Here is a 13,502-nt window from a genome sequence, read left to right as displayed (position 1 = left end):
GTTTCCACCGACTAAAAGCAGAACCTCGGTTCTGCTTTTTTGTTACGGCTACTCATTTAATGGCTCCTATTTGCATCGCAAAAGTGAGTTACATCTCATCTCGTTCATTTCTAAAGGGTTTAGTTATCACAACGTGATGTTAATGCTTTGTTCGAGGGACTCGTTGACTAGAATGTCGCCAGAATTCAAAGGAATGAATCATGCAGCTTCATGCGATTTCTTTATATCCAGAGAAAGATAAAGCCTTTTGCTTGAACCATAAGAAGGAGTGGTTTTGTGATCGATAAAGTTTGCCCCGTCGTTCTACGTAATCAAAATCAAGAGATCCTACTTTTTAAACATCCGTTGGCGGGTGTTCAGCTCGTCAAGGGCACTGTTGAAGTGTTTGATGAAAGTTACATCATAGCAGCCAAGCGGGAGCTCGCTGAGGAGTCTGGTATCACACATGTTCGTTCCGCACGATATTTATGCTCATGGGACAGTGGCTTTCAAAATCAAGTATGGCATTTTGTTTTGTGTGAGTGTGCTGACCTCGCTAATTCATGGCTGTTTCATACGCAAGACGATGGTGGACATGATTTCGCGTTCTTCTGGCACGATGTCGAGAGCGGCCTTCCCGCGAATGCACATACTGTGTTTCAGCGCGGGCTGGAAAAGGTACGAGAGTTGATAAACCAAGGCGTGATTTAAAGGAGGATTCTGTCGTTGCATTGGCGGATTTGGGACAATGACAAAGCAAACACTATGCTAAATAAAGAAGGTAGAGCAGCCGTTACTGTTCTCATCGTGTTGATAATGGCACTGTCGATCTCAAAAATGGCGATGGGATTACAAATGTTTAAGTGACTTCTATATGCTTTGCTCATTCATTCAGATAAGGAAACGGTAATGGAAAAATTCGTCGTGTTTCTCTTATGCCTTTTTATGACAGTTGGCGGAGTGGTTCATCTTTATGACAACATTGTTGGTGGCTTTTTACCTTACGATTTTGCGCCACGCTGGTTGAATATGTATTGGAGCTCGTTGGGGCTGTTAGACTTATTAGCAGCGTATCTATTGGTCAAGCATCGCCGCTCTGGCCTAGTGGTTATGTTATTGATTCTTATAACCAATGTTATCTTTAGTTCCCACGCTCACTATACATTAGAAATATTAGATAACAACGTCGCCCTACAAATGAAGACACTGTTTTTAGGGTTCTCATTTGGGGTATCTATCTGGTTATGGAATGCGCGAAAACATAGTCAATCGCGCCAAATATTTCGTTAATTATTATTTTCACAACACTCGATTAAGGATTGTAAACAGGGACTCGTTATGAACGATTTTAAAGACTTGGCCAGTTTTGCTGGTTTCAGCGTACTGACAGGTTTGAGCTTTGCCACCACTTTCTTCAGCCTTGCTTTTCTATACAGCTCAATAGAGGCACAGCAAGTAATGAACACCAATGCTTTGGCATGTGCAGTGCTTGGTGTTGTTGGTTTATTTGTTGGTATTACTCAGTTAAACAAAAAGCGTCAGCTAGCAGAAAACTAATCTGTTCTTACACATCATGAGGATGAAGTAGTGTTTAACAGGGGTTTAGGCTTGGTCTATTCGTTTTGTTGACATACTTCATCCAACAATATTTTTTCAACCATTACTTCTTCTCTTTATTGTAGCGAAAGGGCTGCGTTAACAGCTTATCTAATCTTTGCTCTTCTTCGTCTCTAATTTCCGGCACACCAATAACAACATCTTCATGACCCAACTTAGGCTGAGCTCGGTATGTCCCAAAAAAGCGGTCCCAAACTGAAAGGAAAAAACCAAAGTTTGAGTGGGTCTCTTTTACTATCACTGAATGGTGCACGCGATGCATGTCTGGTGTAACGATGACGTTTCGCAGTTTTTGGTCCATAGATAAAGCCAGTTTTGCATTACTGTGATTAAACATCGCGCTCGCATTAAGCACAATTTCAAATACCACAATTCCGATAGGTGAAACACCTAAGATAAACACGGCTGCAATTTTTACTCCCATTGAAATGATTATTTCGAAGGGATGAAAGCGTGCGCCTGTGGTGACGTCTATGTCGAGATCGGCGTGATGCATTCGGTGAATCTTCCACAGCGGTTTTACATGATGAAAGACAACATGCTGAGCGTAAATGACGAAATCAAGCAAAATGACGGTTAGAAAAATATTTAACCAAGCGGGGAGGGACAGAATATTCAGCAGCCCCCATTGTTGCTCCTGAGCTATGACCGCAGCTTGAAAGGCGGCGATAGGCATGATTAAAGCAATAACTAGGCTGTTAAAAGCAACCAATGACAAGTTATTGACCCAGCGAAACCTGCGCGAAGCGGTCAGTGTTTTTCTAGGCAATTTGTTCTCCCAAATGGCACAAAGCAATAATACGCCAAGGAAAAAGCCTAATCTGAGCCATGAGGGTTCTTGAAATGTCGTTTCTGTCACTGTCATTCCCTTATTTATTTCTTTATCTATGACCGAGATAAGAGTGAAATTATTTCAACACACTGCTGATGGGCTTATCTTGAGGCGAAACCATAATATCAGTAGAATCGCGCTCTACTTTTTACTTGGCATTACTTACCATGAGAATTCACGCTTTCCACCGTTTATATCAGTACCGACAATCTATCTCAACCAAGCCTTTCAACGCGCGTGGATGTAAAGTGGTTCGTTGCCAATATTGCCAGGTTTCTGAGCAACACTGTTTGTGCGACCTTCAGCCAAACATCAAGGCCAATATTGCATGTATGTTGATTGTTTCTGAAAACGAAGTGTTTAAGCCAAGTAATACCGGTCGTCTAATCGCTGATACGATTCAAGAGACTTACGTGTATCAATGGAACCGAACAGAACCGTCTGAAGAGATGCTAGCGCTACTACAGGATGACAGTTACCAACCAGTGATTGTATTTCCTGCAGACTATGTGGATGATCCCTCTCGTTTAATTGAAGATCTAGAGCCAGGGCGATTGGTAAAAGAAGATGTCGAGAACAAAAAATGGTTGCTGATCTTTATTGATGGTAGCTGGCGTGAGGCACGAAAGATATTCCGTCGTTCTGATTTTCTTAAATCTTTGCCTGTGCTTTCCATTGAGCCGGAATCTCTGTCTGAATACATCATGCGCCGCTCCGAGAATGAGCAGCATCTTTCAACCGCCGAAGTCGCGACATTAGTTTTAAAACAAGCTGGTGAGCCGAAAGCTGCGGAATGCCTTCAACTGTGGTTTGAAGCCTTCAGAGAAACTTACATGCTGAGCAAGACTCGAGTCAAAAACGACCCTAACCAGCCACACTTGAAACGTTTCAAAGAGTGGATGAAAACCGAGAGCTGACTCTAAGGAATGAGCTTTTGTTGATGGTATGTTGTTCAACTGGCTTCGGTGAGGGGATAAATCTGCATTCGGTCACGGTTTGCAGGCGTACAGATATGGATAATGCCATCAGTTTATACTTTTGACTCTAGCCATTTTGAGAGTCGTTTGAAGCATTTTTTAGGAGAGAAATACATGTATTACGGCTTTGATGTCGGTGGCACTAAAATTGAATTTGGTGCATTTAACGAGAAGCTTGAGCGTGTAGCGACGGAACGTGTACCTACACCAACAGACAACTACGAGCTGCTGGTTGATACCATTGCGGAATTGGTGAATAAATACGATACAGAGTTTGGCTGCGAAGGTACGATTGGTCTTGGCCTACCAGGTATGGAAGACGCCGATGATGCAACGGTACTAACAGTTAACGTTCCTGCGGCAAAAGGCAAACCACTTCGTGCTGATCTAGAAGCTAAAATCGGTCGCAGCGTAAAAATTGAAAACGATGCAAACTGTTTCGCGCTTTCTGAAGCCTGGGACGAAGATCTTCAAGATGAACCATCTGTACTAGGTTTGATCCTTGGTACTGGTTTTGGTGGCGGCTTTATCTACGAAGGCAAAGTATTCTCTGGCCGCAACCACGTAGCGGGTGAGGTGGGTCACACACGTCTTCCTATCGACGCATGGTTCCACCTAGGCGAAAACGCACCATTACTGGGTTGTGGCTGTGGCAACAAAGGCTGTTTAGATAGTTACCTATCTGGTCGTGGTTTCGAGCTTCTTTACGCGCATTACTACGGCGAAGAGAAGAAAGCGATCGACATTATTAAAGCGCACGCAGAGGGTGAAGAGAAAGCAGTAGAGCACGTCGAGCGCTTTATGGAGCTGCTAGCGATCTGCTTTGCAAACCTGTTTACTGCAACAGACCCACACACCGTTGTACTTGGTGGCGGCTTATCTAACTTCGAATTGATTTACGAAGAGATGCCAAAACGCATCCCTAAACACTTATTGTCTGTGGCTAAGTGTCCTAAGATCATCAAAGCAAAACACGGTGATTCAGGTGGTGTACGCGGCGCTGCGTTCTTAAACATCAAGTAATGACTTAAACCTTACTCGATATAAAGTAAGAAGAAATTTAAAGCCCCGTTTAGACTTTCAAGGTTAAACGGGGCTTTTACTTATATACCGAAGTAACTTATATACCGAAGTAACTTGTATACCCAAGTAACTCATATACCTAAGTAATTTCGGTATGCTCGGGTATGGATCATGAACAAAAGTAGCATGCATAAAAAACTCACGACGAATCGTGAGTTTTCTGTTTGCAGCTAAGCTTATTTGTTCTTTTTGCCTACGCCCAGGTTTTCTTTTTGAGCTAGGGTGATTTTGCTAAAGCCTAATTTTCTGAAGTAGTTGTCGCGGTAGTTTCGCACCGCTTTAGTGTCAGACACTGCTTCGATTTGTTGCTCCATCTTTAGGAACTCAGTGATATCGATACCTTCGGCTTCTGCAACTGCTTCTTGAATGTTGCGGTGTTGCTGGTATGAGAACGTCAGTTCTTTGTCTTGGTCTTTGTAAGTGTAAAGAATGGTGCGAGCCATAGCTGTCTCTCTGAAAAGGTTTCTGTATATTAAACAAAAAGGCCAGACTCGCTGACCTTTGAATTTCTAGTTTGAGCTAGATTCTGCCTTGAAGTGGGATAATTGTCACGCTTTCTCCCGCTTTTACTGTATCAATAGCTGGGGAGATTTCGATCAAACAGTTTGCCTCACTCATTGAGCGTAAAATACCAGAGCCTTGCTTGCCTGTTGTACGAACGGTTAAACGGCCAGTTGCATCCAGTTCATAGACGCCACGGCTAAACTCGGTACGACCTTGGCGAGAGCGAAGGTTTTCAGTCGCGATGGCATTCACTTTCAGAGGCTTCCAGCCTTGTTCGCCTTGCATCTTACGCAGTGCAGGCTCAACAAAGTTGATGAATGAAACCATCACGGCAACAGGGTTGCCCGGCAGACCAAAGAACGGCTTGTTGTTGATTTGACCAAACGCTAATGGACGTCCCGGACGCATGTTGATTCGCCAAAAATCGATTTGACCAAGTTTATCCAAGGCAAGTTTGATGTAATCCGCATCACCAACGGATACGCCACCAGAAGTCATAACCACGTCCGCTTGCGCCGATGCGTTTTCCAATGCTTCAATCATTAACTGTTCGTTGTCTTCCAGAATACCGAAGTCCAAGATCTCGCAGCCGAGCTTTTCAAGCATGCCCATGATGGTAAAACGGTTGGAATCGTAGATAGAATTCGCTTTTTGCTCTGTTCCCGGCGCTTGTACTTCGTCACCGGTGGAGAACACGGCAACTTTCAATTTTCGGAATACATTCGCTTCACCAAAGCCAAGCGAAGCGATCATGCCCATTTCTGGAGAGGCGAGGCGAGTGCCTGCGGTAAAGACGTCACTGCCGATAGCGAGATCTTCACCTGCTTGACGAACGTTTTGGCCTGCTTTGATATTCGCACCGTTAAAAGTGACCTTGTCACCTTCTTGAATGGCTTGCTCACGCATGACCACTGTATCGCCGTTACGTGGTGTTGGTGCGCCAGTCATGATCTTAACTGCTTGACCAACTTCCAGAGGCTGATCGTAAGCATGGCCCGCCATCACTTCAGCAACCACTTGGTAGCTATCACGGTCAACATCATCACTGCGGATGGCATAACCGTCCATCGCGGAGTTGGTGTATTGCGGCACATTTACTGGTGAAACGATATGTTCCGCAAGAACGCGGCCATAGGCGTTTTCAATCTTGCATGCTTCTATTTCCGAAACCGTGTTCACCAAAGAAAGGATTTTCTCTTGGCCTTGAACCACAGAAAGGAAAGCAGGAGAAAGTGTGTCGCAACATGCGGCTTCTTTCTCTTTGTTTTTTGGCGCTTTCGCTTCTTGAACGTATTGAAGAACAAATTGAGCGATGGCATCCAAATCATTGATGTTCATTTGAGGGAGCTCAGAATCTAACTCCGCACTGTCGGAAGCGATAGCAATGATGTTTTCATCGTTTGGATAAAGCCAAGGTTTACCCACTTCTTCACGATGCAATTCAATTTTAGGAAACGCGATGTTTTTGCAGCCTTCGACCAAAACCACATCAAGCATGTCTTCATCAAAACGTGTTAATAGGTATTCAAACTCCGCTTCGGCTTCTGGCGTTTCTGTCATTAACGCAAAACGGTTGCGAGAAGCAATCAGCATTTGAGATGCGCCAGCTTTGCGTAAACGGTAGCTGTCTTTACCCGGCTTATCGACATCGAAGTTGTGGTGCGCATGTTTTAGCATGCCAATGCGTAAACCTGCTTCGGTCAGCTTTGGCAATAGGGCTTCAAGTAGCGTGGTTTTGCCTGTGCCTGAATAAGCTGCAAAACCAAGAATAGGAATGTTTAGCGTGTGTTTCATGATTCTAATTGTCCAAATTGCGCCAGTTCTTCCGGAGTGTTCAAGTTGACGAAACAGTTTGGTGAGTCGCTAAAGTCAACGTAACTGGTGTTGCACTCTTTGTAGAGCAGAATGATTTTGCGGTCGCCACGTTCTAAAAACGCGGTGAGTTTTGGCAGTACGCGCTTGTGGTAGAGCGTAAAAACAGGTTGCTGATGGTCACCATCATGCGCGACCAAAATATCGCTGTCTTCTTTGACGGCCTGGCAGAAACGCTCGACAAGGTCGGTGTTAATTTGTGGACTATCGCAAGGTACAAATCCGACCCAGTCGGTTTCAGAATGCATCAAACCCGCGTGAATACCGCCCATAGGCCCAGGGAAATCTTTGAATTGATCACTAAATACGAAACCAAATTTGCTGTACGCATCTTGGTTTCGGTTGGCATTAATTAAAATGCGTGGAGTTTGTGGAGATAAACGTTCAATAACGTGCTCGATGAGTGGCTTCTGATTTAACTCAATCAGACCTTTATCTTTTCCACCCATACGGCTGGCTTGGCCACCAGCCAAAATGACCCAACTAGTTTGTGTTGGTTGAAGCATATGCATTCTCTTGGGATGTTTCTTTTGGTATGACATACAACAGAGGAGACTCTATCAAAGTCTTGTCTTTAATCCACCACTGTTTTTTACATAAGTCGGTCAGTGCGTTGGCCTGATGGCTTGTCACCACGATACTGGAACCACGATCCAAAAGATCTTTCGCCATCACCACCAACCGTTCAATGGATTCTTGGTCTAAAGACGCACTTGGCTCATCCATCAACAAAATCGACGGTTTTAAGATCCAAGCCCTTGCCATGGCAACGCGCTGTTTTTCACCGCCGGACAACACGGAAATATGTTCGTCCGCTAAGGTTTCTAAACCTACCATGCGCAGCGCGTGAATAACTTGAGCTCGCTTATCTTTTTGCGTGTCTTGTTGATATTTCACTCCATAGACTACGTTTTCATATACAGTGCCGTCAAAAAGGTAAGGGGATTGGTGGAGATAAATCACATCGACACGACCATTGCGACGCGTCAGTTTTTTCAGCCACGTATCTTTTGGCGCAACAACATCGCCAGTAGAGGGTTTGAGCAAGCCAGCAAGGATTTTGAGTAGGGTAGTTTTGCCCACACCATTGTCACCCTTGAGATAAATGGCATCATTTGGGCCGATGGCTAACTCAGGGATGTGGAAAAGCACACGCTCTTTAAAGCGCATGGATAACTGTTCGGCGGTGATTTTTATAGTCATAATTCGCCTCGACATGGGGTTAATGGTGAGTCGTTTGTTTGCTTCATGTTCTATGTTCTGAGGTAGCCTTTGCCTCTCATACTTGATAAGAAGAAGTTTAGAGCCAACGCTAAAGATAGTAATACAATTCCTAATGCAACTCCTTGCGCAAAAGCACCTTTACTGCTTTCCATTGCGATAGCCGTGGGAATATTTCGCGTCACGCCCATAATGTTACCACCAACCATCATTGAGCAGCCCACCTCGGTCACGATACGTGAAAACCCTGCAATGATAGCCGCAAGTAGAGGAAAGCGGGTTTCCCAAATCATCGTAGCTGCCAAGCGCGGAATGGAGACGCCCAGCGTGATGGCAGTTTCCACTGCACGACGGTCGCTAGATTGTAATGCACCATGCATCATCGATACCAAAACAGGGAAGCAGATCACCATTTGGCCGAAGATCATTGCCTTCTGAGTGAACAGCATTTGCCAGTCTCCCCAAGGGCCAGCACGCGACAGCAACATGTACAGCAACAGGCCAATCACCACGGTAGGGACCGCTTGCAGCGTATTTACGATCGACAACAAAAACCATTTACCGCGAAAGTCGGTATACGCCAGTACAAAGGACATCAAAATAGCCGGCAATACCACTAGGGATATTGCCGTGATAGAAACACTAAAGGAGACCGCAACGATCTCCCATAGGTCTGCATCAAAATTCACCAGTAAGCGAAGCGCTTCCAGTGTTGTATCAGCAAGATTCATATTGCGTTATTTGCTCTCAGCATTCGCAACAAACAGTTGTTTACCGTTTAGGCGGAAACCATTGATAAGTTCCTGTCCGCGAGGGTTTACCAACCAATCACTGAATGCCTTCGCACCTTGATAGTTGATCGTTGGGTAACGCTCAGGGTTAACAAGAATAACTTGGTACGGGTTAAACAGTTTTTCATCGCCTTGGAACAGAATTTCTAGATCCAATTTGTTTTGGTAAGCCAGCCATGTGCCGCGGTCCGTCATGGTGTAGCCTTGCATTTCAGACGCCATGTTTAGAGTTGGGCCCATACCTTGACCTACGCTACGGTAGCCACCAAAGTTCGGTTCGATTTTAGTTTGAGCCCAGAAGCCCATTTCTTTTTTGTGCGTACCAGAATCATCGCCGCGAGAGATGAACGTTGCGTTTTTGTTTGCGATCTCTTTGAATACATCTAACACGCCTTCGTCATTTTTGATTGTTGCTGGGTCAGCTTTCGGGCCTACAATCACAAAGTCGTTGTACATTAGCTTGCGAGGTAAAACGCCGTAGCCTTTCTCAACAAATGCGCCTTCAGCTTTTGGTGCATGTGTCATCACCAAATCTACGTCACCGTTTTCGCCCATTTTTAAGGCTTTACCCGTACCTGCAGCAATAACATCGACTTTGTAGCCCGTGTCTTTTTCAAATTGTGGAAGCAGGTAATCAAGTAAACCTGAATGGTAAGTACTGGTTGTGGTTGCAAGGCGAACATGTTCTCCGTCTTGAGCAGAAAACGCAGAGTAACTTACAAGCGTGATAGACGTTGCAGCCAGAGTTAGCGCAATTTTTTTCATTTTTATGTGTTCCTTTCCAATGATTCTTTGGAATCTCTCCAGGTTTTAGGGAGAAGCCTTTTTGGACGAGAGCGATTAGCGTAATACGCAAGTTGTCTTAGGGTGTTGGAATAAGCAAACATCAACATCCTGAGATCACTTAAATGCGCTCCGTATCGACCTTATAGCAAACAAGATGCCAACCTTTTACAAGCTTAAAGTGCTTGGTTTATGCACTAAATCATGGGGTTATTTGCATAAAAGTTTGCGTTGGTACAAAATGTCGCACTTTTTGTAGGGTATCTCTGTTTAAACTTGGTACACTCTGTCCCATCGAAATCCATCTGGGGTAAATATGTCTACTCAATCCCATCTTAGTACAAACCAACAATATAGCGCCTTTTCCGTACTGGTCGTCGATGATGAATTAGGCATGCAAGCCATCTTGAAAAAGGCATTGGGTAAGCTTTTTTCACATGTCGATACAGCTGGTAGCATCGAAGAAGCAGAACAACTGCGTAATTCTCGACATTATGATCTGATCTTACTGGATATTAATCTGCCAGGGCGTTCTGGAATTGAGTGGGAAGAAGCGTTTGAAGATGATGACAAACGTGCCGATGTGATTTTTATGACGGGTTATGCGGATTTAGAAATTGCCATTCGAGCGCTACAGCTCGGTGCTTCCGACTTTATCCTCAAACCATTCAACCTTGAGCAGATGTTAAAAGCGGTCAGTCGCTGTATGGATCGCCGTTTGAACGAACGCATGCAGTACGCCATGACACGCGATTACCAGCGTCACAATACCTCAGAGATCATCGGCGGCTCAGAAAAAACGCGTCTGCTTAAGCAACTTATTAACCAATTTGCACCATCACGCGCTTCTGTTTTGGTGGAAGGTGAGTCGGGTACAGGTAAAGAGCTAGTTGCACGAGGTATCCACCAGGCGAGTGGGCGAACGGGCCCGTTTGTGCCAATCAACTGCGGTGCGATTGCACCAGAGCTTTTAGAAAGTGAGTTGTTTGGTCATACATCGGGCGCGTTTACCGGTGCAAAAAAATCGCGTGAAGGTTTGTTCCGTGTTGCTAACGGTGGCACCTTATTTCTTGACGAAATCGGGGAGATGCCACTTGCAATGCAGGCATCATTATTACGTGTGTTAGAGCAGCGTACGATTCGCCCTGTCGGTTCAGAAAGAGAGATCAGTATTGATGTCCGTATCGTAGCGGCAACCAACCGAAACCTGCAAGAAGAGGTCAATCAAGGTAATTTCCGCAGTGACCTCTATTACCGTTTAAACGTTCTGAAAATTGAAGTGTGTCCGCTGCGAGAGCGCAAAACCGACTTATTTGAGTTGGTGCCATTTTTCAGCAACATGCTGACGCGCGAGCTAGGTATGCCCGCGCCCAAATGGGCGCACGAGGACATGGAAGCCATGAGTGAGTACGATTGGCCAGGAAACATTCGTGAGCTGAAAAACTTGATTGAGCGTTGTATCTTGCTTGGCAAACCACCTGCACACTATTGGCGAGAGCTGAATGGCGGGCATTCACTGCCTAATGTATCGATTACTGTTTCTCACTCAGCTGAGTTACCAACCTTTAAAGAAGGCAAAGAATTTACTGGCGAGGGCTATCCAAACAGCTGGACGTTAAAAGAAGTCGAGAAAGCACATATTAAACAAGTCGTTAACTTGCACGAAGGCAACAAATCAGCCGCTGCTCGCGACTTGGGCGTAGCTCGCAAGACCTTAGAACGTAAATACAAAGAATGGGATTCTGAGGATGAGGAATATGCCGACTAACGGCCCACAGCACAAAGGATTGTCAAAATGGACGCACCGTTTTAAAACCATGGTGCGTTATCGTTTGTTATTCTTAACCTCTGCGCCGATTTTCCTCACGTTGTTAGCTCTGATCGGCATTACCATTTATTGGTCTATTCATTACACGTGGCAAAATGCGCTGCTTGATGTCTCGGAGCGTCTTGGTGTTGCAAATAACAGCGTAACGTTGTTACAGCAAAAGCAAGCCAATTACGTGCGGGCGTTTGCCGATTCGTACGATTTCCGTATTCGCATTAATCAAGGAACGCCACAAGGTGACCTGCAAAAGTGGGTCACAGAGCAGAAGAAAAGATATGCTTTAGATTTTCTCTCTTTCCAACGCGTTAATTCCATGGAAAACAAATTCCGCTTTATGGATCTCACCAAGCGCGAATCGTTTTTTGATGTACTCAATAAAGAAGAACTCGAACGCCTCGATCCTGAACTCGCCAAACGAGCAGAAGTGCCTATTCTTGCTGATGGTGACAGGGAGGCGCGTGGGTTAGTCAGTCGAACCGTGATTCCGGTATACAGCCAAGCGAACGATTTGATCGGCTTTCTTGATGGTGGTTTGCTCCTTAACAACAGTACAGTGTTGGTGGATCAAATCCGCGATCTCATTTACTTAAGTGATAATGACCGCCTTCGCCCTGTGGGTACGTTGACTGTGTTTCTCGATGATTTGCGTGTGAGCACCAACGTTCCTTTAGACAGCGATCATAGGCTAGGGCGCGCCATAGGCACTCGCGTGAGCGCAGAAGTGTATAACCAAGTACTTTCGAAGGGTGAACAGTGGGTTGACCGAGCATATGTGTATGACGCTTGGTATATTACGGCGTATCAACCAATCAAAGACCAATACGACAATGTTATTGGTATGCTTTATACCGGTTACCTAATGTGGCCATTCGTTAAAGCCTACATGACCAACATTGCCGAAATCAGCTTGATTACGGTTATGTTATTGCTGGTTTCTGGCGTGATGGTATATCGCGGTTCTTATGATCTGTTTCGACCGATCGAACGCATTCACAAAGTGGTGAAGCAGGTCCAACAAGGTAAAGAAAAACGGATTGGCCCGTTAGGATTAGATGCCGATCATGAACTTGCGCAGTTAGCCAGACAGTTTGATGATATGTTAGACGCGCTAGAAGAGCGCAAAATTGAACTGAAAAACTCCGCAGCTCAACTTGAATGCAAAGTTCAAGAGCGTACGGCAAGCCTGAGAGAAAAAACCCAAGATCTTGAGCTGCATATTCAATTGCTTAACCAAACTCGCGACAAACTCGTTGTTCATGAAAAACTGGCAGCATTGGGAGAACTCACCGCGGGGATTGCTCACGAAATTAATAACCCAACCGCCGTGATTCTTGGCAACGTAGAATTGATCCATTTTGAATTGGGTGACGATGCAAGTCGAGTACAAGAAGAAATTGATGCGATTCACGCGCAAATTGATCGTATCCGCAATATCACACGCAGTTTATTGCAATACAGTCGACAAGGCGGTGTTCAAGATGAAATCACTTGGCAACATGTCAATCCTATCATTGATGAAAGCATCACCTTGGTTAAAACTGGCACCAAGAAACGCGACGTTGAGTTTGTGACTGACCTACAAGCGCATACGTCCGTTGAGATAAACCGTCACCACTTGCTACAAATCTTAGTTAATTTGCAAATGAATGCCATTCACGCAATGAGCGGTAAAGGAACTTTAACAGTAGTCAGTGAAGACTGGATTGAAGAGGGCGAAGTGAAAGGAGCTGCGATTCATGTTATCGATGAGGGCTGCGGTATTAAACCAGAAAACTTGAGTCGAATCTTCTCGCCATTTTACACAACGAAACGAGAAGGCACAGGGTTAGGGCTATCGGTCTCCCAAAGTATTCTCAGCCAAACGGGTGGTGAGTTAAAAGCAGAGTCTGAATGGGGAAAAGGCAGTAAATTCAGTATTTATTTACCTAAAAAAGCCGAACTGATCCTAGAGGTGACGAACATCGCTTAGTCACTTTTTTGAAGTATTAATGGAAAAAGAGCCACTGACGATAGTG

At 44.9% G+C, this 13,502-nt stretch carries 14 protein-coding genes; 7 read left to right on the top strand and 7 right to left on the bottom strand.

Annotated features, from left to right (window positions below):
- Positions 1-276 precede the first annotated feature (276 nt).
- From R7035_RS00555 to R7035_RS00545, 3 genes are all read left to right on the top strand, one after another.
- On the top strand, positions 277-690 hold the full coding sequence (locus R7035_RS00555) for an NUDIX hydrolase (RefSeq protein ID WP_053307087.1): 414 nt from the start codon (positions 277-279) through the stop codon (positions 688-690).
- Positions 691-888: 198 nt separating this feature from the next.
- On the top strand, positions 889-1,269 hold the full coding sequence (locus R7035_RS00550) for a hypothetical protein (RefSeq protein WP_170890626.1): 381 nt from the start codon (positions 889-891) through the stop codon (positions 1,267-1,269).
- Between the two features lie 48 nt (positions 1,270-1,317).
- Positions 1,318-1,536 carry a hypothetical protein gene (locus R7035_RS00545; protein ID WP_005389537.1) on the top strand — a complete coding sequence of 73 codons (219 nt, stop codon included), beginning with the start codon at positions 1,318-1,320 and terminating at the stop codon, positions 1,534-1,536.
- A gap of 103 nt (positions 1,537-1,639) precedes the next feature.
- Here the strand turns inward: R7035_RS00545 and R7035_RS00540 are convergent, their stop codons facing one another.
- Positions 1,640-2,455, bottom strand: coding sequence for a sterol desaturase family protein (locus R7035_RS00540; protein ID WP_031777247.1), 816 nt, complete (start codon positions 2,453-2,455; stop codon positions 1,640-1,642).
- A 140-nt stretch (positions 2,456-2,595) separates the two neighbouring features.
- On the opposite strand from R7035_RS00540, the gene R7035_RS00535 reads away from it, so the two are divergent.
- Both R7035_RS00535 and nagK read left to right on the top strand, forming a co-directional pair.
- Positions 2,596-3,345: a tRNA-uridine aminocarboxypropyltransferase gene (locus R7035_RS00535; RefSeq protein ID WP_021033873.1), complete on the top strand. Its 750-nt coding sequence runs from the start codon at positions 2,596-2,598 to the stop codon at positions 3,343-3,345.
- Positions 3,346-3,519: 174 nt separating this feature from the next.
- The gene (nagK, locus tag R7035_RS00530) at positions 3,520-4,428 is read left to right on the top strand and encodes an N-acetylglucosamine kinase (RefSeq protein WP_005377586.1); all 909 of its coding nucleotides are present in this window, start codon (positions 3,520-3,522) and stop codon (positions 4,426-4,428) included.
- Positions 4,429-4,664: 236 nt separating this feature from the next.
- On the opposite strand, the gene R7035_RS00525 is transcribed toward nagK, so the two are convergent.
- The 6 genes from R7035_RS00525 to R7035_RS00500 form a co-directional block, all read right to left on the bottom strand.
- Positions 4,665-4,931: a DUF2960 domain-containing protein gene (locus R7035_RS00525; protein ID WP_005377584.1), complete on the bottom strand. Its 267-nt coding sequence runs from the start codon at positions 4,929-4,931 to the stop codon at positions 4,665-4,667.
- Positions 4,932-5,007: 76 nt separating this feature from the next.
- A complete protein-coding gene (locus R7035_RS00520) occupies positions 5,008-6,786 on the bottom strand; it encodes a bifunctional molybdopterin-guanine dinucleotide biosynthesis adaptor protein MobB/molybdopterin molybdotransferase MoeA (protein WP_213901137.1) in 1,779 nt (592 codons plus the stop codon).
- Positions 6,783-7,370, bottom strand: a complete 588-nt coding sequence (gene mobA / locus R7035_RS00515) for a molybdenum cofactor guanylyltransferase MobA (protein WP_005389527.1) — start codon at positions 7,368-7,370, stop codon at positions 6,783-6,785. The genes R7035_RS00520 and mobA overlap by 4 nt, the downstream gene beginning before the upstream one ends.
- Positions 7,348-8,067, bottom strand: coding sequence for an energy-coupling factor ABC transporter ATP-binding protein (locus R7035_RS00510; protein ID WP_017634914.1), 720 nt, complete (start codon positions 8,065-8,067; stop codon positions 7,348-7,350). Before R7035_RS00510 ends, mobA begins: the two co-directional genes overlap by 23 nt.
- 50 nt (positions 8,068-8,117) lie before the next feature.
- Entirely contained in the window at positions 8,118-8,816 is a 699-nt protein-coding gene (locus R7035_RS00505) for an ABC transporter permease (RefSeq protein WP_005389524.1), read from the bottom strand.
- A 6-nt stretch (positions 8,817-8,822) separates the two neighbouring features.
- Positions 8,823-9,641 (bottom strand): substrate-binding domain-containing protein, encoded by an 819-nt coding sequence (locus tag R7035_RS00500; protein WP_005389522.1) that lies wholly within the window; start codon positions 9,639-9,641, stop codon positions 8,823-8,825.
- Between the two features lie 334 nt (positions 9,642-9,975).
- Between R7035_RS00500 and R7035_RS00495 the strand changes: the two genes are divergently transcribed.
- Together R7035_RS00495 and R7035_RS00490 are read left to right on the top strand one after the other, a co-directional pair.
- Positions 9,976-11,427, top strand: a complete 1,452-nt coding sequence (locus tag R7035_RS00495; RefSeq protein ID WP_025766656.1) for a sigma-54-dependent transcriptional regulator — start codon at positions 9,976-9,978, stop codon at positions 11,425-11,427.
- Complete coding sequence (locus R7035_RS00490; RefSeq protein WP_005377562.1) at positions 11,417-13,456, top strand: cache domain-containing protein; 2,040 nt, start codon at positions 11,417-11,419, stop codon at positions 13,454-13,456. Before R7035_RS00495 ends, R7035_RS00490 begins: the two co-directional genes overlap by 11 nt.
- The last annotated feature ends 46 nt before the right edge of the window (positions 13,457-13,502 follow it).

The sequence above is a fragment of the Vibrio sp. 1731 genome (assembly GCF_033339955.1).
GTDB classification, from domain to species: Bacteria; Pseudomonadota; Gammaproteobacteria; order Enterobacterales; family Vibrionaceae; genus Vibrio; species Vibrio alginolyticus.
This window is presented reverse-complemented; position numbering and strand designations above follow the sequence as displayed.